Raw genomic sequence first — 18329 nt, 5'->3', positions numbered from 1 at the left:
ATAGCCGTCAGAAGAACATCACGGAACGGAGCTTGAGGCGCTCGGTGCCGTATCCGGTGCGCGGGCGCAAGGTGAACGAGTCACCCGTGCAGTCCGGCTCCGTGAAGACCTCGGCGTACACGTCGGTCCGGTTGCGCGGCGAGTGGGCCGGGGAGCTGGAATCCGGGTCCAACACCTCCGGCAGCGCGACGCACTCCCAGCTCTGCGGGTCCTCGATGACGGTGACCTGCGGCCTGCCGTCGAGCCCGCTGTAGGTGTACTGGAACTGGCCGTCGGCCGCGGTGGCCGAAGCGGGCAGGGTGACGATCAGGGCGAGAGCGCCCGCGGCGGCGGCCAGGGCGGTGCGGAAGCGCATGCGCGCGGTCCTTTCACAGTGGTGAGTACAACGGGCCTTCGCTTCCCACGCACATGTCCACATATGCCGGTCCTATCGCCATTCACCCGGACGGGGGAGCCGCTCGGCGCGCGGTCCGCGAGCGACGGACGAGAGGCGCCCGGGGCGTGCGCCCCGGGCGTGCGCCCCGGGCGTGCGAACCAGCTGCCCGCTCCGACTTCCCGGCTCTCTGGGAGCGTGTCCCCTGGGTGACTCCACCCCCGTGCGGAACCGTGGCACCCATGACCGCCACACGCATGACGTCGGCACGCAGCACGCGCGCGGCCCTGGCCGCCGCTGCCGCCCTCGCCGTCTTCACCGCCCTGCCCGCCAGTACCGCCCACGCGGCCGACGGGACCTTCTTCTACCACTCGTCCCAGTCCGGCGACCTGGAGATCAACGACCCGGACAACGGGGAGTGCTACCTCCTGCTCCAAGGCGCGACCAGCGTGCGGAACCGCACGGACGCCGTCGCCCGGGTGTACTACGACCAGGGCTGCGAGGAACTCGCGGACACCGTGGTTCCCGGGGACGGCCGCACCTTCACCGATCCCCTCGCGCGCAGCGTGACGTTCGGCTGAGAGCCACTCCCCCCAGGACGGCGGGGCCGCCCCTCCTTGGCCCCGCCGTCCACCCCTCGCGCGGCGGGAGCGGTCTAGGCGGCGAGCTCCCGCAGCAGCTCCGGCAGCGCCGTGCCGATCGGCTCGCGCACCACCTCAGCGGCCCGGTCGTCGTAGGGGGTCGGCTCGGCGTTCACGATGACGAGGCGCGCCCCGAAGTCGGCGGCGAGACCCGCGAGGCCCGCCGCGGGCTGCACCTGGAGGCTCGTGCCCACCGCGATGAACACCTCGCAGGCCTTCGTGATCGCCACGGCCTCGCCGAGCACCTCCGGATCGAGCCGCTCGCCGAACATCACCGTCGCCGACTTGAGGACACCACCGCATGCCTCGCACGCCGGATCCGGCTCGCCCGCCTCGACACGGGCGAGCGCCTCCTCCATCGGCCCGCGCGCACCGCACCCGGTGCACACCACCGACCGTGCCGAGCCGTGCAGTTCGAGCACCTTGCGGTCCGGCATCCCGGCCAGCTGGTGCAGCCCGTCCACGTTCTGCGTGATCACCCGCACCGGGACGCCGGAGCGCTCCAGTTCGACCACCGCGTGGTGCGCCGCGTTCGGACGGGCCAGCAGGGTGCGGTTCTCCCGCCGCATCCGCCACGCCCTGCGCCGGACCTCCGGATCGCCCATGTAGTACTCGTACGTCACGAGCTTCTCGGCCTCGGGATCGCGCCGCCACAGGCCGTTCGGCCCGCGGTAGTCGGGGATGCCGGAGTCCGTGGAGATGCCGGCTCCGCTGAGAAGGGCGACGAGGGGCTTGCTCATGCCGCCGAGCGTAGGGCGCGCGTGCGCGCACCGGCGAACGGATTTCGCCGGGCGCACCGCGTCGCGCCCGCGCACCGGTCCGGTGCCGCGCCCGGCACCACCCCCAGCTCGCCCCAGGGGGTGAGCTGCGCGTACGCAGCGCCGTACGCCCCCGCCGAGCGGGGATCCCGGGGCGGAAGCGGCGTGCGGGCAGGAGCCGGCATGAAGGCCGAAATTGACAGCGACGACAACCTGCGGCGTGCGATAGAACCATGGATCACATATCCCAGGGCGCATCTCACTTCGCTTCAGTGGCGGCTCAGCCACGCCTCGCTCCGCCGACGGCGCGGGCACGCCACCCCCTCCCACCACACGCCAGGCGGGTCGGCCGTGACGCCGACGTCCTGACGCACCTCCCTCGATCCCTTCAGCCCTTCCCGCCACTTCCGCGACACACCATGCCGCCCTACGGGGTCCTCGGACCCGGCAACGGGGGAACCCATGTCCGTGCCACCGCCTCCGCAGCCCTACCGTCTGCTGCGCGCCACCGACCTGCTCGACCTCCACTTCCGCTTCCTGGGCCTGCGCCTGGAGAAGCCCCTGCTCGAACCCCGCCGGCTGGTCCGCCAGAAGCCGGACCAGCCGGGCTACCTCGTCGTCACCTTCGGCCCCCAGCACGTCGTCGAGCGGGCCTTCTTCGAGATCAGTCCCGGCCTGCCGGAAACCGCCGGGCTCGCGGGGGACGAGCCGCACAAGCCGCCGCCCGTGGCCTCGCGCATCGGCGGCCGCAGCGTCCTGGTGTTCGGCGTGGGAGCCCAGAGCTCCGTCACCTACACCGAGAAGGGCCTCCTGGACGCGATGCGGGAACTCCCCCTGCGCGTCGTGGACGCCGCCAGGGAACCGGCCGCCGCGGCCGGCCTGCACCACACCGTGACCGAGGCTCCCGACAACGTCTTCCACGCCCTGCGCCTGGCCCGCACGGTGGCGGAGCTCGCGGCCCGGCACGGCACCGACGCGCCCGTCGACGCGGGGCTGCTCGCCGCCCCGGCAGCGGACCTCGCCGCCGGAGCCCGGCCGGAGAACCCGCTCGCGAACCCGGACGACCCGAAGACCGGCATCGAACTGCCCTACCGGCTCCTGCTGTCACCGCCCCAGGGCGCCACCTGGTCGCACACCAGCGAACTCGCCGACCCCACGGGCCGCGTCGAGCTGTGGCACACCCGGCTGCCCGCCACCGGCGCCCGTGCCCTCTGGACCCGCGACCCCGGCTTCGACCCCGCAAACCCGCACCCGCTGCCCCCCGACGGCAACGAGTTCACCATGGCGATGACCCCCGAGGACCGGTCGTCCGTGGTGCACCTGACCTCCAACACCGGCCTTCCGGGCGGCTTCCGGCCGACGCCGCTCACCGGCGACAACCTCATGCTGTCCGCCATGGGAGGCTGGCTCGACTCCCTCGGCCGCTGGGACCGCCCGCCCGAGGGATTCCAGGTCACCCAGTGGCGCCACCGCGCCTCCCTGGGCCGCGACCACTACGTACGCGTCATGTACCGGGGGCGGCTCTTCCCCTTCGGTCACCTCGCGGACCTCGTCAAGGTCACCGAGCGCAAGTTCGACCACAAGCGGCCCGACAACGCGGCCTACCTCAACCAGCGCTTCTTCATCATGGTGCGCGAGCCGGTCCGCCGCTACGGAGCGCCGGAGGACACCGAGGAACTGAAGCGCCTGCGCCGCCGCTTCCCGTTCACCAGCGTCCGCCTGCTCACCCTCGTCACCCCCGACCTGCACGAGCCCCGCCCCATCCCGGGCCTGGCCACCGACCCCCAGCACCCCAACGAGAAGCTCGCCTTCTTCCCGGAGACCGACGGAGAGGTGCCCTTCCAGTTCCAGGTGAGCATGACCGACCTGGACGGCCGCCTCGTCGAGTTCCGCACGCCCATGGCCTTCGTCGGCAAGAACCTGTACGGCAACCGGGACGACGTAGGCACGATCATCACCTACTACACGCCGGACGAGACCAAACCGAGCCCCACCGAGCCCGACCTGACCCAGGGCGCGGTCACACGGGCCCTCGCCGACGTGCGCGGCCAGGCCGTCGCCTACGCGCCGAGCAACAAGCCCGACGACACGACGCTCTCCACCGGCCGGCTGATCTGGGGCGCCGCGCTCGCCCCGGACCCGGTCGCCGCCGAAGAGCCCCTGTTCCTGCCCACCGTGCGCTGGGCGCGGGCCGTCGTGCCCGCCCTCAGCCGCTTCGGCACCGGCGTCGGCGGCGACCAGCCGAAGTCGGTGTTCCACCCCGAGCCGTACGTGCGCGACGCCTTCACCGACGCCAACAAGGGCCAGCTGTTCATCGAGCTCGTCGAGCCCTTCCCGCTGACCTTCAGCTCCGCAGGTCAGAGCGCCGGAGCCCTCGCCCAGCCGAACTTCTCCGTCGCGGGCCTGTCCCGGCTGACCGGCCCGGTGGCCGCCGTCCCCACCACCGCCCTCGGGCCCGCCGCCGACCCGGCCGACAAATGGGCCAACCTCCTCCAGGGCCGGTTCAACCCCCTCGACTACTTCAAGCAGATCAACGACGCCAAGCTCTTCGGCATGTTCCCGCTGTCGGCGATCCTCAAGGAGGCCGGACTCGACCGGCTCAAGGCGCCGAACTTCCTCACGGCGACCGTCAACGCCGTCACCGGATTCCTCAACGACCTGCGCGGTCTGCGCGACACCCTGGCCGCCGTCCAGGAGCAGTTCCCGCAGACCGCCGACCGCGTCATCCGCGTCGTCGACACCGCGACGCGCTTCGTCGAGGTGCTCCTCGCCTACATCACCAGCAATCTGGAGCACGCCCCCAACCCCACCCGCATCGAGGACGTCGACACCGCCTTCCGTGCCTTCGCCGACGCCCTCAGGGAACTGCGCGTGGGCCTGCCCGCCGGGGTCGAGACCGGCGTGCGGCAGCTGCTCACCCGCATCGCCGAGGCGACCGCCACGTACGAGAACGGGGCGGGCCAGGTCATCGCGCTGCGGGACGCCATCAAGATGGCGGCGCTCGGCGCCAAGCTGCCGGACGTCGTCAACTCCCGCATCCAGTGGCAGCCGGACATCACGGCGTGGACGCCGGGCAGGACGGACCCCCCGCAACAGGAGAAGGACGCCGTCTTCTGGCCCATCGGCAAACTGAGCCTCGTCGCGGACCTGCGCGGCTCACTGCGGCCCGACGTGCCCCAGGCCGCCGACGTCACCTGCACGCTGGGCCGCTTCAAGCTGCGCATGGTCCCCGGATTCGAAGCGATCGCCCTGGACTTCGAACGGATCCGCTTCACCATGCGCGCGGGCCAGAAGCCCGATGTCGAGGTGAAGTTCGGCGGCGTCGACTTCATCGGGCACCTGGAGTTCATCCAGACCCTGCGCAACCTCATCCCGCTCGACGGCTTCAGTGACCCGCCCGCCCTCACCGTCGACACCTCCGGCATCCACGCCAACTACTCGATGCAGCTGCCCAACGCGGCCGTGGGCGTGTTCAGCCTGGAGAACCTCTCCCTGAACGCGATGCTCTCGGTGCCGTTCATCGGGAACACCCCGCTCCAGGCGGGCTTCTCCTTCTGCCGGCGCGAGGCGCCCTTCCGCCTCACCGTGTCGATGCTCGGCGGTGGCGGCTACTTCGGCATCGTCCTGAACCCCAAGGAAATCGCCGTCCTGGACGCCGCCGTCGAATTCGGCGCCGCGGTGTCCATGAACTTCGGCGTGGCCAGCGGCAGCCTGTCCGTGATGGCGGGCGTCTACTTCCGGCTCGAACTCGTCGAGGTCACGCCCGACCCGGGCAGGCCCGACCTGAAGGAGACCCGCCCCAACGTCAAGCTCGTCGGCTACCTCCGCGCCCGCGGCGAGGTCGACGTCCTGGGCATCGTCTCCGCCTCCATCGAGCTCTACCTCGAACTCGGCTACGAAGGCGGCTACGCCGTCGGCCGCGCCCGGCTCACCATCAGCATCGAGATCGGCTTCTTCTCGAAGTCCGTGACGATCCGCTGCGAGAAGAAGTTCGCGGGCAGCGGCAGACTCACCGCGTTCGCGGGCGCCGCGGCCGAACCCGAACTCACACCGCCGTCCTTCGTCGACCTCATGTCGCCGTACACCGACCCGGTCACGGGCGCCCGCGTCGACCCCGTCCTCGACTACTGCACGGCCTTCGCGGAGGTGAACTGACCATGGTGGACAGCATCCGATGGACCGTCCTCCCCGACGGCGTCATCGAGGGCGACACCGTACGCGTGTCCGTCCTCGTCACCCCGAACCTGACCGGCATCAGCCGACTCGGCCAGTCCGAGGCGTTCATCCGCTGGCCCGAGCGGCTCGCCACCCTGCTGGCCGGGCTCTGGTTCGAGTTCGACAAGCCCGAACACACCTACGTCACGCGGCACGAGCCGACGGGCCACTACCCCCCGGCCGACCTCGACACGTGGAAGGCCCTGTTCAAGGACACCACCCCGGTGTCCCCGCCGGAGCAGGCGACCGCGCTGGCCGCCGAGGCGCCGGACACCCTGCGCTCCTTCCCCGGCAAGATGGTGCACGACGAGATCACCGACGTGTACCGGGCCGTCGCCGTGACCACGACGCGCAGCCGCCTCGGCGGGGAATGGGCCCGCCAGGAGAGCGTCCTGTGCGAGGAGCCGCCGACGGACCACCGCGGCTGGGAGGCGCCCGCCCTGTATCTGATGCCCGACATCATCACCCGTGAGGTCCTGGACATGGGCCGCAACCTGGCCACGGGCTACGAGGCGGTGAAGCGGGCGTTCAACCAGCACAGCGACGTCCCGCGCGCCGCCGCGGACGACCTCACTCCCCGGGTCATGGACCGTACGACCCCGCTGTACACCAGCGAGGACTACAAGCACGTGCTGCCCCTGGCCGAGACCGCCCTGTTCTACGACCGGCCCAGGCCGTCCGCCGAGGCCCTGGCCGCCGAGGAGGAGGAAGAGCACCGCGTCGACTTCCACGAGGCGTGCGGTCTGCTCGGCGACTACCCGGAGCTCCAGCGCAGGTTCGGCCTCGTCGTCGACCGCCGGTTCACGCTGCCCGCGAGCATCCCCGACGGCGCCCGCGTCCGGGTGCGCTTCGCAGGCGACGTGCCCCACGCCGACGACCTCAACGCCGAGCCGCTCCGCCCCTGGACGGCCCTCCGGCTGGTCCGGGGCAGCGTCTTCGAAGCGGCCGCCGCCACCGGCGGCCTGATCACCGGCAGGATGCTGAACCTCGGTGCCCCCGACACCTGGCACCTCACCGAACTGGACGTGGACGGGGCGGCGCTCAAACACCTCGACTACGCCCGCACCATCGCGGCCCTGCACGACCGTGACGTGCCGTCGAGCCCCGGCTCCGTCGCCCACCAGGTCGCGGGCACGGCCACCCCGGCCGCCCGCGGCGGCGGCATCACCCTGATGCACACCGTCCGCGACCACTACCTCGCCGGGCAGATCGGCACCGACCTCAAGCGCCGCACCAACGGCGAAGTGGCCGAACTGACCGCGGAGAACCTGGTCCGCGGCTACCGCGTGGACATCGGCACCGTAGACCCGGCCACCGGCGCCGTCCGCCAGTGGCAGTCGCTGCTGCGCCGCCGCGGCCGCTACACGATCCGCTGGCCCGGCCAGCAGCCCGTCACCCTCCAGGTCCGCCCCGACGAGGGCCTGGTGCGCGCCAGCGCGGTGACGGCCGTCTCCGCCACCTCCAAGGTGCTCTACGGTCACCAGGCCGTCTGCGGCTGGAACGGCTGGAGCCTCGCCGCACCCCGGCCGGGCCGCACCATCGGGCTCGACAACGAACCGGAGGCACCCGCCCCGCCCGTGTCGCCGGACGTGCCCCTGGAGACCCGGTTCACGGCGGAGCCCGGCTCGCTGCCCGCCCTGCGCTTCGGCCGCACATACCGCATGCGCGCCCGCGTCGTCGACCTCGCGGGCAACGGCCTCGACCACACCGCGAGCACACCCGACGCCGTCCGCTCCGACGCGATCACCTACGGCCGCTGGGAACCCGTGCCGCAGCCCGTGGTGGTGCCGCTGCTGCCGTTCAACGAGGGCGAGTCCACCGAGCGCCTGGTCATCCGCAGCACCGTCACCGACGACGGCCGCCAGATCTCGCCCGACGAGTACGTCCTGTGGCGCTCCGACGTCCCCGACCACAAGGCGCACTCCGACGTCGACGGCCTCGACCGCCAGTACAAGCCGATCGCGGAACGACACGTGGCACCGCCGAAGACGGCCCTGCAAATGGCCGAGGAACACGGCGTGTTCGACGCCGCCTTCGGCGCCACCAAGCCCGACCGGGTGCGCGAGGAGTACTTCGCGGCCGCCTCCCGCGAATCCGGGTCGTTCCTGGACACCGTCGTCCGCGACCCGCAGTGGCCGCACCTCCCGCACGACCTGCTGCTCGAAGGCTCCATCCACATCGCCAAGCACGACGTGCACGACCCGGTGGCCGTCACCCCGCTGCCGCTCGCGCGCCGCGGCGCGGGGCTCAAGCGGGGCGAGTTCGTCGTGCACGACACCCACCAACTGCGCCTGCCGTACCTCCCGGACGTCCTCGCCGAGGGCGTCATGCTGCGCGGCCTGCCCGGCGACCGGGAGAACCGCAAGATCCCCTTCCCCGGCCCCTGGCCACAGGCCCAGCCGTTCAAGATCCGCATCCGGGAGGGCAGCGGCGAACCGCACTGGGACGGCCTCACCCAGCGCGTCCTGGAGGTGTACCTGCCCAAGGGCGAGATCGCCACGGTCCGCCTGAGCTGCTATCTGGACCCGGAGAAGCTCCCCCTGCTGCGCCAGTGGGGGCTGCTCACCGAGTCCTCCTTCTGGAAGGACCTGCGCGAGCAGGACAGGGCGTTCCTCACCCGGGCCACCGCCGACGGCGAGAACTGGATGCTCACGCCCTGGACCGAGGTCACCCTGGTGCACGCGGTGGAGAAGCCCGTCCAGCCGCCCCGCCTCGCCGAACTCAGCGCCTTCCGGACGGCCGACCAGACCGCCGCCCACATCGCCATCCAGGTCACCAGCCACGCCGAGAGCACCGGCCACGTCGAGGTGGACGCCCGCTGGAGCGAGTGGCGCGACGACGTCACCCAGCCCGCGCCCACCCGCGTCGACGGCCACAAGCAGCTGGAGGACATCACCCTCGCCTACGCCGACGACGAGGACCGGGTCACCCGCACCCACGAGTTCGGCGACACCCGGCACCGCAACGTCCGGTACACGCCGACCGCAGTCACCCGCTTCCGCGAGTACTTCCACCCCACCATCACCGAGGACCGCGCCAACGTCACCCGCCTCGGCCCGACCGCGGCCCCCCTGCCGGTGCCCAGCTCCCGCAGGCCCGAGCCGCCCGCCGTCGCCTACGCCGTGCCCACCCTGCGCCACGACCGCAGCGTCGACCAGCAGCGGGCCGCGGTCACCCAGCGCCGCCGCCCCGCGGGCCTGCGCGTCTATCTGAACCGCCCCTGGTACTCCTCCGGCGACGACGAGATGCTCGCCGTGGTGCTCGACACCGGCACCGCCCTGCCCGACACCGTCGCCACCCGCTGGGGCGTCGACCCCGTCTGGTCCGACACCACCGTCCTGCCGCGCCCGCAGGCCACGCACTTCCCGAACGCGGAGAAGCGCCCCACCGGTCTGCGCCTGCCCGGCTCACCCGACACGGAGCCGGTCCTGGTCGACGCGGCGGCCTTCACCCCCGCGTACGACACGGCACGCAGGCTCTGGTACGTCGACATCGACGTGGACTTCGGCAGCGGCGCGGCCACCGCCTACTTCCCCTATCTGCGCCTCGCCCTCGCCCGCTACCAGCCGTACGCGATCGACCCGCTGCACCTGTCGAAGGTGGAACGGGCGGAGTTCGCCCAGCTCCTGCCGCCGCGCACGCTCACCGGGCGGCGCGAGGGCGACCAGCTCACCGCCACCCTCACCGGCCCGGCCACGTACAACGAACTGGGTGAGATGAGCGGCACCGGCGTCACCGCAGCGGCCGCCTGCCGCCGGGTCACCCTCACCCTCCAGAGCCGGGCGCTCGCGGGGGAGGACGACATGGACTGGAAGGAGCTGGGCACCCCGGCGGACCTGGTCTGCCGCGCCGACGGCACGGGCTTCGCCTGGTCCGGCGGCATCCCGGCCCCCACCGGTCAACCCCTCACCCTGTACCGGCTGCTGGTCCAGGAGCACGAGCTGTACCGCACCGACAAGGACACGGCGACCGACACGGTCACCGTCAACGGCACCCCGGTACCGGCCGCCCGGCGCCTGGTGCACGCCGACTACTTCGAGCTGACGGTCGGCCTCCTGGGCCGGATCGACTTCAAGCTGTAGCGAGCCGGTCGCCGCGAGGGGCCCGGGCCGCGGGGGAACGCGGCCCGGGCCCCTCGCAGCACGTCGGGAAACAGCCACCCCTGCTGCTACTCTCTGTCGTCGCATGGTCATCATGAGCAACTTGCAGAGGTGTACGTGAAGGTCACCTGCGTCGGTGGCGGCCCCGCCGGTCTCTATCTGTCCATCCTCCTGAAGCGGCAGGACCCGGCCGCCGAGATCACCGTCCACGAGCGCAACCCCGAGGGCTCCACCTACGGCTGGGGCGTCACGTACTGGCGCGGGCTCCTCGACAAGCTCCACGAGCACGACCCCGAGTCCGCGCGCGCCGTCGAGGAGGCCTCCGTCCGCTGGCGCGACGGCGTCGCCCACGTGGGGGACGCCGTCACGCGCCACCGCGGTGACGAGGGCTTCGGCATCGGCCGCCACCGCCTCCTCGACCTGCTCGCCGCCCGGGCCCGGTCCCTCGGCGTACGCCTGGAGTTCGGCCAGGAGATGACGGCCGACGCACTGCCCCACGACGCCGACCTGATCGTCGCCGGAGACGGCCTGCACAGCACGCTGCGCGGCGAGCACCCCGAGCACCACGGCACGCACGTCACGGCCGGACGCAACCAGTACATCTGGCTCGGCACCACCAAGGTCTTCGACGCCTTCACCTTCGCCTTCGTGGAGAGCGACCACGGCTGGATCTGGGCCTACGCGTACGGCTACGGCGCGGAGGGCAGCACCGTCGTCGTCGAGTGCGCCCCGGAGACCTGGACCGGGCTCGGCCTCGACCGCGCCGACGAGGCCGAAGGCCTGACCCTCCTGGGCAAGCTCTTCGACCACCTCCTGGACGGGCACCCCCTGATCGGCCGCTCCTCCAGCGACGGCCGGGCCCAGTGGCTGACCTTCCAGACCCTCACCAACAAGCGCTGGTACCGCGACAACGTCGTCCTCCTCGGCGACGCCGCCCACACCACCCACTACTCCATCGGCGCGGGCACCACCCTCGCCCTGGAGGACGCCGTCGCGCTGGCCACCGCCCTGCGCGGCCACCCCACGCTCCCGGAAGCGCTCGCCGCCTACCAGCAGGAGCGCGAGGCCGCCCTCCTGCCCGTCCAGAGCGCCGCCCGCTACAGCGCCCGGTGGTACGAGAGCCTGCCGCGGTACATCCACCTGCCGCCGCACCGCATGTTCGCCCTGCTCGGCCAGCGCCACTCACCGCTGCTGCCGTACGTGCCGCCCCAGCTCTACTACGGCCTCGACAAGGCCGCCGGGCAGGTCGAGGCGCTGCGCCGGTTCAAGCGCTGGCTGGGGCCGAAGCTCGCCCGCACCGCGCACGCGCGGACCTCGCCGGGCGGCGACCGGCGCCCGTAGCGCACGAAGACCCCGTGGTCCGGGCCGTGGCCCGGACCACTCGGTTCCTCGATCAGGACTGCGGCGGGTTCTGCTGCCCCTGGTCGCCGCCCAGCTGCTCCTTGAGCTTCTCCTGGGCGGTGTCGACCTGACTGCTGTACTTGCCCTGCGTCTTGTCGTCGACGAAGTCTCCCGCCTTGTCGATGCCCTGGCCCGCCTTGTCCTCGTGGCCCTTCAGCATCTGCTTGAGCTTGTCCAGCACAGACATGGGATGTCTCCTTGCGGTGTCGCCCCTGGTTCCAGGTTCACCGCGCACCGACCGATCCGCATCCCGTGCGGGGGAAACGCATCCCGTGCGGGGGAAAACCCCGTGCGTCACCTCAGCCCCGGGCGCTACCGTCCCGGCATGCTCCCTGAGGACGGACACTTCGCTGAGGACGTAGCCGCCACCTACGACGAGTCGTCGGCCGACATGTTCCGCCCGGAGGCGGTGGACCCCGTCGTCGACCTCCTCGCCGACCTCGCGGGCGACGGCGAGGCACTGGAGTTCGGCATCGGCACGGGCCGCATCGCCCTGCCGCTCTCCCGGCGCGGCGTCCCGGTGCGCGGCATCGAGATGTCCCGCGCCATGGCGTCCCGGCTGCGGGACAAACCCGGCGGCGACGCGGTGCCCGTGACCATCGGCGACTTCGCCGCCACCGACGTCGAGGACGCGCGGTCCGCCTCGGTGGTCTACCTCGTCTTCAACACGATCAACAACCTCACCACGCAGGACGCCCAGGTGGCCTGTTTCCACAACGCCGCCGCCCATCTGCGCCCCGGCGGCCGCTTCGTCATCGAGGTCGGCGTGCCCGATCTGCGCCTCCTGCCGCCCGGGCAGACCGCCGTGCCGTTCCACATCAGCCCCACCCGGTGGGCGTTCGACACCTATGACGTGGCCACCCAGGCGCTGAGCTCGCACTACGTCACGATCGTCGACGGCCGCGCCGAGCACCGCGCCATCCCGTTCCGGTACGTGTGGCCCGCCGAGCTCGACCTGATGGCGCGGCTCGCCGGACTCCGCCTCCGCGACCGCTGGGAGGACTGGCACCGGCGGCCCTTCACCAGCGAGAGCACCCAGCACGTCTCGGTGTGGGAGAAGCCCCTCGACTGACCGCGCCCCGGTCAGCGCCCGGCGAGCAGCGCGTCGACCGCCCGGCCGAACAGCCACGAAGCCGCCCGCGCCACCACGGGATCCACCGCCCCGGGCAGCCACCGCACCCCCAGCTCCTCGCGCCAGACCACCCGCGCACCCGCGCCCGCCTCCTCGGGGCCCACCTCTATCTCGGCCCACCCGGTGACGAACGAGCCGCGCTTGACCAGGCGGCAGGTCCCGCGCCGCCCCCGCGGCGGCTGCCAGAGCACGACCTCCATCACGTCGTCGAACGCCAGCAACCCGACCCCGGACCGCGCCGTCAGCAGGGCACCCGCACCCCCGGACTCCGCTCCCGAGACCGTGACCCTGGTCAGGGGCATCACCTGGCCGTGCCGCTCCCAGTCCGTCAGCCGCCGCCACGCCTCGTCGGGGCTGAGCGGCGTGGTGCGTACGAGCTGGAAGAGGGCCATACGCCGATCGTAGACAGCGCCACCGGGCCCCGCGGCCCCGGCCTCAGCGGGCCCGGTGCGGCTTCCAGACGCCGGTGTCCGGCTCGGCCGGACGAGGGGAGTGCGCGGTGGAAGTCGCGCACCAGGCCCGCCGTGGCGACCCGGCGGCCGACCACGTCCACGCGCAGGGCGCGCCGCCCCGGGCGCACGGACGCCGCCGCCCGCTCCTCGGCCAGGAGCAGCGCCCGGGCGTGCGGCAGGAACGCCTGCCCGTCGATGGTGAGCCGGGCCCCGCGCGGGGTGCGGGCGAAGAGGCGCACGCCTGCCGCCGAGCACGGCGGCAGGCCCCCGCAAGACCACCGTCCACGCCTGGGAGGCGAGGGTGAACGCCGCCACCCTCGCCTCCGACGTCAAGGGCACCTTCGGGGCCGACGCGTGGACGGGCGCCACATGAGCCCGAGGGGGGGCGGTCCGTCAGCCGCCCACCACCGGATAGTGGTCGGAGAGGTTGGTGTACGTGTACTGCTTGCCCCAGCTCGACACCGTCCAGGGCGCGCTCCGCTCCTTGACCACGTCGTTCTTCCACCCCGAAGGACGGGCGTGGCCCTGGCGGTGCAGGACGTGGTCGAGGTCTTCGCGGGGGTCGCTCGGGTAGCGCTCGGCGGCGATCGAGTTGTCCCGCGTGTCGAAGGAGTACGGGTGCCCGGTCCGCTCGTCGGCGGGCGCGAGGCCCGCGTCGGCGAGCATCGAGGCGTACTCCGGGCTGTGCGAGTCCACGTTGAAGTCGCCCGCGACCATGACCTGTTCGTTCGCCGGGATGCCCTTGGCGTCCAGGAACGCGTCCAGCTCCTTGAACTGCTTGGCGCGCGTCGTGGCCGCCTCGCCCGCCGAGCAGCCGGGGTCGGTGGACTGGGCGTGGGTGCCGACCACGTGCACCTTCGTGCCGTTCACGTCCAGGACGACGTAGGCGAACCCCTTGTTGGAGTGGTAGTCCGCGCCGCAGGCGTCCTTGTAGACGTACTGCTCCTTGCGCACGATCGGCCACTTGCTGAGGACCGTCACGCCGCCGTCCTCCGGGGTCAGCGCGGAGTACGCGCCCCCGGTGGCGTCCCACCCGGACTTGCTCCGGCCCACCACCGGCGTCTGGTGCGGGTAGAGCGCCGAGGCGTTCTTCTGGAGCGCGTCGGAGGCGGAGTTGTCGAACGCCTCCTGCAACACGACGACGTCGTTCCCCCGGAAGAACCCGGCGGCCGGTATCTCCTTGGCCCGGTGGTCCTGCCCCCAGTTCGGGTACAGCGTCTTGCTGAACAGGAAGGCGTTGTACGTGAGCACCTTCAGGCGGGGCGGCGCCTCGGCGGCCGACGCGTTCGGGGCCGTCGCGGCCAGCGTCGCCGCCGTGGCGAGGGCCACGAGGCAGGTGCGGGGGGTGGGGTGGGGCACGGAGTCTCTCCCTGTGGGGGTGGGGACGGGCGCCGGCTGGAAGCACCGGCGTCGGTCATCCAAGGCGGCGTGGGTTACGGCGGGTTGACGTGCGGGTGAGCGTGGGGAGGATCATGACCTGCGGCTGAGCCGCAGTCACGTCGGCGGCGCCTGGGTGTGTCGGACGCATTCCGTGATCACGGAGCGCAGGCTGTCGGTGCGCCGGAGGAGGTCGCGCTGGATGTGGGCCCCGGCGCCGTGGGCGAGGAGGCGTGCCGTGCGTTCGCGGGCCAGGGCGAGGTCCCCGGTGTCGTGGAGGGCGTCGCGCACGTGGTCGAGCAGGGTGCGTACCGCCTCGGCGGCGGGCACCGGCCGCATCGACAGCGGGTGCAGGAGCGGGCCGTCCAGGCCGGAGCGCGCGGCGCGCCACGCGGCGAGCCGCAGCAGGCTGACGCCGTGCCCCAGCGGCGGCGTGCCCGCGCGCCACTCCCGCGCGGCCGTCTCGACGAGGGCCCGGCAGAGCGCGGCGATCAGGACGGTGGTGCCCGCGTCGAGGCACACGTCCGCCACCCGGATCTCGACGGTGGGGTAGCGGTGGGAGAGCCGGGCGTCGAAGTAGACCATGCCACGGTCGCGCAGCACCCCGGTGGTCACCATGTCGCTGACCTGCCGCTCGTACCGCTCGGCCGAGCCGAAGAGCTCGGTGGGGCCCGCCATCGGCCAGCGCCCCCACACCCTGCTGCGGTAGCTGGCGTACTGGCTGTCCTTGCCCTGCCAGAACGGGGAGTTGGAGCTCAGCGCGACGAGGACCGCCAGCCACGGCCGGATCCTGTCGACGACGGCCACGCCCTCCTCGTCCGACTCCACCGCGACGTGCACGTGGCAGCCGCAGGTCAGCTGCTCCTGGGTGGTGAGGCCGAACTGCTCCTCCATCCACTGGAAGCGGCTGCCCACGTTGACGGAGGGGCTCGCGGGCAGGGGAGAGGTGGCCAGGGCGGCCACCGAGGCGCCGACGTCCCCGGCGTGCCGGGCCGCCTCCGCCCGCCACCGGACGATCTCGGCGGAGAGGCTGTCCATGTCCGACTGCGGCCGCGTGGCGAATTCGATCTGGTGGCCGTGCAGCTCCTTCTCGAAGGCGGAGTCCTCGGAGTCCTCGGATCCCTTGGACACCTCGGAACCCTCGGACGCCTTGGCCCCCTCGGATTCCTCGGAGCCCTCGGATTGCTTGGAGTCCCCGTTCCCGCTCTCCTCAGCACCGCCGTGCCCGTCGGAGTCCCTGGCCGCGCGGGCCAGGACAGCCGTCGACAGGGCCCGCGGCTCCCCACTGTCACGGTCGAACAGGAGGAGCTCCTCCTCCACACCCACGGTACGCACCGGACTCCGCCTCTCCGGCCCGCCTACTTCGGACTGTGGGGGCCACTCGGTACCCAGTACCCCGACGGCGGGGGCGCAGCCGTGTGCTGTCCGCCATCAGGGTTCGTGGGTTTCAGGCGAGCCAGTGAGGCAAAAGCGTAGATCATGGTGAAAATCGGCTACACGATGATGACCGAGCAAACGGGACCGCGCTCCCTCGTCGAGCATGTGGTCGCCGCGGAGAGCGCCGGTTTCGACTTCTCCGTGGCCTCGGACCACTACTTCCCGTGGCTGGCGGAGCAGGGCCACGCGCCGTACGTGTGGAGCGTGCTCGGCGCCGCCGCGCAGGCGACCTCGCGGATCCCGCTCATGACGTACGTGACCTGCCCGACGTTCCGCTACCACCCCGCCGTGGTGGCCCAGAAGGCCGCCACGATGCAGCTGCTCTGCGAGGGCCGCTTCCGGCTCGGGCTCGGCAGCGGCGAGAACCTCAACGAGCACGTGGTCGGTGGCGGCTGGCCCGCCCCCGAGGTCCGGCTGGAGATGCTCGAAGAGGCCGTGGGGATCATCCGGGCGCTCTTCTCGGGGGACACCGTCCACCACCAGGGCACCCACTTCGACGTGGCGAACGCCCGCCTGTGGGACCTGCCGGACGAGCCGCCGCCCCTCGGCGTGGCCGTCTCCGGCGAGCTGTCGTGCGCCCTGGCCGGCCGCCACGCCGACCTGGTCATCGCCACCGAGGCGAAGCCCGAGCTGCTCGACGCCTTCGACCGGCACGGCGGCAGCGGCAAGCCCCGCGTCGGCCAGCTGCCCGTCTGCTACGACCCCGACGAGGGCGCGGCGATCGCCCGCGCCCACGAGCAGTTCCGCTGGAGCGTGGGCGGCTGGCCGGTCAACGCCGAACTGCCCGGCCCGTCCGGCTTCGCCGCAGCCACCCAGCACGTCACGCAGCAGGACGTCGCACGGCAGATCCCGTGCGGGGCCGACGTCGACGCGTTCGTCGAGGCGGTGCGCCCGTACGCGGAGGCCGGCTTCACCGAGATCGCCCTCGTCCAGGTGGGCGGCGACCACCAGCTGCCGTTCATCGCCTGGGCCGAGAAGGAACTGCTGCCCGTGCTGCGCGACCTGTGACGCCGCACCAGCCACCCACGACCCGACGGGAGAACAGCATGAACGACACACCGAGCCCGCAGCCGCCGCCCTCGTCCCCCGACCTCGTGCACGTGGTGCTCAGCGACTGCTCGGCCGCCGACGCGGACGCGGTCTTCGAGGCCCTGTGCACGCACTTCCGCGGCGACCGCGGCGACGACGCGCCACGCCAGACCGAGGCGACGCGGCCCGCCGTCTGGACCGGCTCCTTCGAGGCCTCCCGGGCCCCGGGCCCGGTGCCGGGAGTGCTCCTCTCGGGCTCCGTGACCGCCGACCTTCAGGGCGGCCCGGCTGCGGTCGACCGGCTGCGCGCGGTGCTCGAAGGGGCCTTCAGCGCCGCGGCCGAGGGCACGGTGTCGGGCGACCAGGAGGTGCAGGTCCAGCTGCGCCTGACGGGCGCAGACCGCGGGGCCCCACCCGCCGGGGCCTGAGCGGCGGCGCCGACGGCGCGCTCAGAAGACGGAGAGCCCGGTGAGCGTGGTGAAGCGGTCGAGCGCGGCGACGCCCGCCACGGAGTTCCCGCGCTGGTCCAGGCCGGGGCTCCACACGCACAGGGTGCAGCGCCCGGGCACGACGGCGATGATGCCGCCGCCCACGCCGCTCTTGCCGGGCAGGCCCACGCGGTGGGCGAAGTCACCGGCGGCGTCGTACGTGCCGCAGGTCAGCATGACCGCGTTGATCTGCTTGGCCTGGCTGCGGGTGAGCAGCGTGGAGCCGTCGGCCCGTATGCCGTGGCGGGCGAGGAACCCGGCGGCCAGGGCGAGGTCGGCGCAGGACGCCTCGATGGAGCACTGGCGGAAGTACTGGGCGAGGAGTTCGGGGACGGCGTTGGCGATGTTGCCGTACGACGCCATGAAGTGCGCGAGGGCGGCGTTGCGGTCGCCGTGCTCGGTCTCGCTGTCGGCGACGTGCTCGTCGAAGGTGAGGCGGTCGTTTCCGGACTCGGCGCGCAGGAAGTCGCGCAGCACTCCGGCGGCGTCTCCGGTCAGGCTCTGCAGCCGGTCGGTGACGACGAGGGCGCCGGCGTTGATGAAGGGGTTGCGCGGGATGCCGTGCTCGTACTCCAGCTGCACCAGCGAGTTGAACGGGTTGCCCGACGGCTCCCGGCCCACGTGCTCCCACAGCAGCTCGCCCTCCAGGCTCAGATCGAGGGCGAGCGTGAAGACCTTGGTGATGGACTGGGTGGAGAAGGGCTGCTGCCAGTCCCCGACGCCGTAGACCGTGCCGTCGAGCTCGGCGACCGCCATCCCGAACCGCCGCGGGTCCGCCGAGGCGAGCGCCGGGATGTAGTCGGCCGGGCGGCCGCGGCCCGGCAGGCGCTGGATCTCGTCAGCGATGCGGTCGAGGACCGGCTGGAGGGAGGGTGACACGCGTACTTGCTCCGTGTTCGTGCTTCTTGCGGTGGGGCGTCAGTACC

14 protein-coding genes and 1 pseudogene are annotated in these 18329 nt (G+C 72.5%); 7 read left to right on the top strand and 8 right to left on the bottom strand.

What is annotated here, in order from left to right; translation table 11 throughout:
- Positions 1-7: 7 nt before the first annotated feature.
- Positions 8-355: a hypothetical protein gene (locus tag AC5WAM_RS01785; protein ID WP_495521273.1), complete on the bottom strand. Its 348-nt coding sequence runs from the start codon at positions 353-355 to the stop codon at positions 8-10.
- A 260-nt stretch (positions 356-615) separates the two neighbouring features.
- Between AC5WAM_RS01785 and AC5WAM_RS01780 the strand changes: the two genes are divergently transcribed.
- Positions 616-954 (top strand): hypothetical protein, encoded by a 339-nt coding sequence (locus tag AC5WAM_RS01780; protein WP_495521272.1) that lies wholly within the window; start codon positions 616-618, stop codon positions 952-954.
- A 74-nt stretch (positions 955-1028) separates the two neighbouring features.
- On the opposite strand, the gene AC5WAM_RS01775 is transcribed toward AC5WAM_RS01780, so the two are convergent.
- Positions 1029-1754, bottom strand: a complete 726-nt coding sequence (locus AC5WAM_RS01775) for an SIR2 family NAD-dependent protein deacylase (RefSeq protein ID WP_366794503.1) — start codon at positions 1752-1754, stop codon at positions 1029-1031.
- A gap of 480 nt (positions 1755-2234) precedes the next feature.
- On the opposite strand from AC5WAM_RS01775, the gene AC5WAM_RS01770 reads away from it, so the two are divergent.
- The 3 genes from AC5WAM_RS01770 to AC5WAM_RS01760 all read left to right on the top strand — a co-directional run bounded on the left by AC5WAM_RS01770 (position 2235) and on the right by AC5WAM_RS01760 (position 11428).
- Positions 2235-5927, top strand: a complete 3693-nt coding sequence (locus AC5WAM_RS01770; RefSeq protein ID WP_495521271.1) for a hypothetical protein — start codon at positions 2235-2237, stop codon at positions 5925-5927.
- 2 nt (positions 5928-5929) lie between these two features.
- Positions 5930-10069: a hypothetical protein gene (locus tag AC5WAM_RS01765; protein ID WP_495521270.1), complete on the top strand. Its 4140-nt coding sequence runs from the start codon at positions 5930-5932 to the stop codon at positions 10067-10069.
- 129 nt (positions 10070-10198) lie between these two features.
- On the top strand, positions 10199-11428 hold the full coding sequence (locus AC5WAM_RS01760; RefSeq protein ID WP_495521269.1) for an FAD-dependent monooxygenase: 1230 nt from the start codon (positions 10199-10201) through the stop codon (positions 11426-11428).
- 52 nt (positions 11429-11480) lie between these two features.
- Here the strand turns inward: AC5WAM_RS01760 and AC5WAM_RS01755 are convergent, their stop codons facing one another.
- Positions 11481-11675 (bottom strand): antitoxin, encoded by a 195-nt coding sequence (locus AC5WAM_RS01755; protein ID WP_138965465.1) that lies wholly within the window; start codon positions 11673-11675, stop codon positions 11481-11483.
- Positions 11676-11813: 138 nt separating this feature from the next.
- Between AC5WAM_RS01755 and AC5WAM_RS01750 the strand changes: the two genes are divergently transcribed.
- On the top strand, positions 11814-12560 hold the full coding sequence (locus tag AC5WAM_RS01750; RefSeq protein WP_495521268.1) for a methyltransferase domain-containing protein: 747 nt from the start codon (positions 11814-11816) through the stop codon (positions 12558-12560).
- Between the two features lie 11 nt (positions 12561-12571).
- On the opposite strand, the gene AC5WAM_RS01745 is transcribed toward AC5WAM_RS01750, so the two are convergent.
- From AC5WAM_RS01745 to AC5WAM_RS01730, 4 genes and pseudogenes are all read right to left on the bottom strand, one after another.
- The gene (locus tag AC5WAM_RS01745; protein WP_495521267.1) at positions 12572-13012 is read right to left on the bottom strand and encodes an SRPBCC family protein; all 441 of its coding nucleotides are present in this window, start codon (positions 13010-13012) and stop codon (positions 12572-12574) included.
- Between the two features lie 95 nt (positions 13013-13107).
- A pseudogene (locus AC5WAM_RS01740) lies at positions 13108-13314 on the bottom strand (LysR family transcriptional regulator); the annotation flags it as partial.
- Between the two features lie 151 nt (positions 13315-13465).
- A complete protein-coding gene (gene sph / locus AC5WAM_RS01735; protein WP_495521266.1) occupies positions 13466-14431 on the bottom strand; it encodes a sphingomyelin phosphodiesterase in 966 nt (321 codons plus the stop codon).
- Between the two features lie 135 nt (positions 14432-14566).
- Complete coding sequence (locus AC5WAM_RS01730) at positions 14567-15784, bottom strand: glutamate--cysteine ligase 2 (RefSeq protein ID WP_495521265.1); 1218 nt, start codon at positions 15782-15784, stop codon at positions 14567-14569.
- Between the two features lie 144 nt (positions 15785-15928).
- On the opposite strand from AC5WAM_RS01730, the gene AC5WAM_RS01725 reads away from it, so the two are divergent.
- Both AC5WAM_RS01725 and AC5WAM_RS01720 read left to right on the top strand, forming a co-directional pair.
- Positions 15929-16894, top strand: a complete 966-nt coding sequence (locus AC5WAM_RS01725) for an LLM class F420-dependent oxidoreductase (protein ID WP_495521264.1) — start codon at positions 15929-15931, stop codon at positions 16892-16894.
- Positions 16895-16932: 38 nt separating this feature from the next.
- The gene (locus tag AC5WAM_RS01720) at positions 16933-17343 is read left to right on the top strand and encodes a hypothetical protein (RefSeq protein WP_495521263.1); all 411 of its coding nucleotides are present in this window, start codon (positions 16933-16935) and stop codon (positions 17341-17343) included.
- 21 nt (positions 17344-17364) lie between these two features.
- Here the strand turns inward: AC5WAM_RS01720 and AC5WAM_RS01715 are convergent, their stop codons facing one another.
- Positions 17365-18282: a glutaminase gene (locus AC5WAM_RS01715; protein ID WP_366794493.1), complete on the bottom strand. Its 918-nt coding sequence runs from the start codon at positions 18280-18282 to the stop codon at positions 17365-17367.
- Positions 18283-18329 lie beyond the last annotated feature (47 nt).

It is taken from the genome of Streptomyces sp. JLYT201 (genome assembly GCF_059448825.1).
Note: the sequence above shows the minus strand (reverse complement) of the source record. Positions and strands in the feature narration are given on the sequence as shown.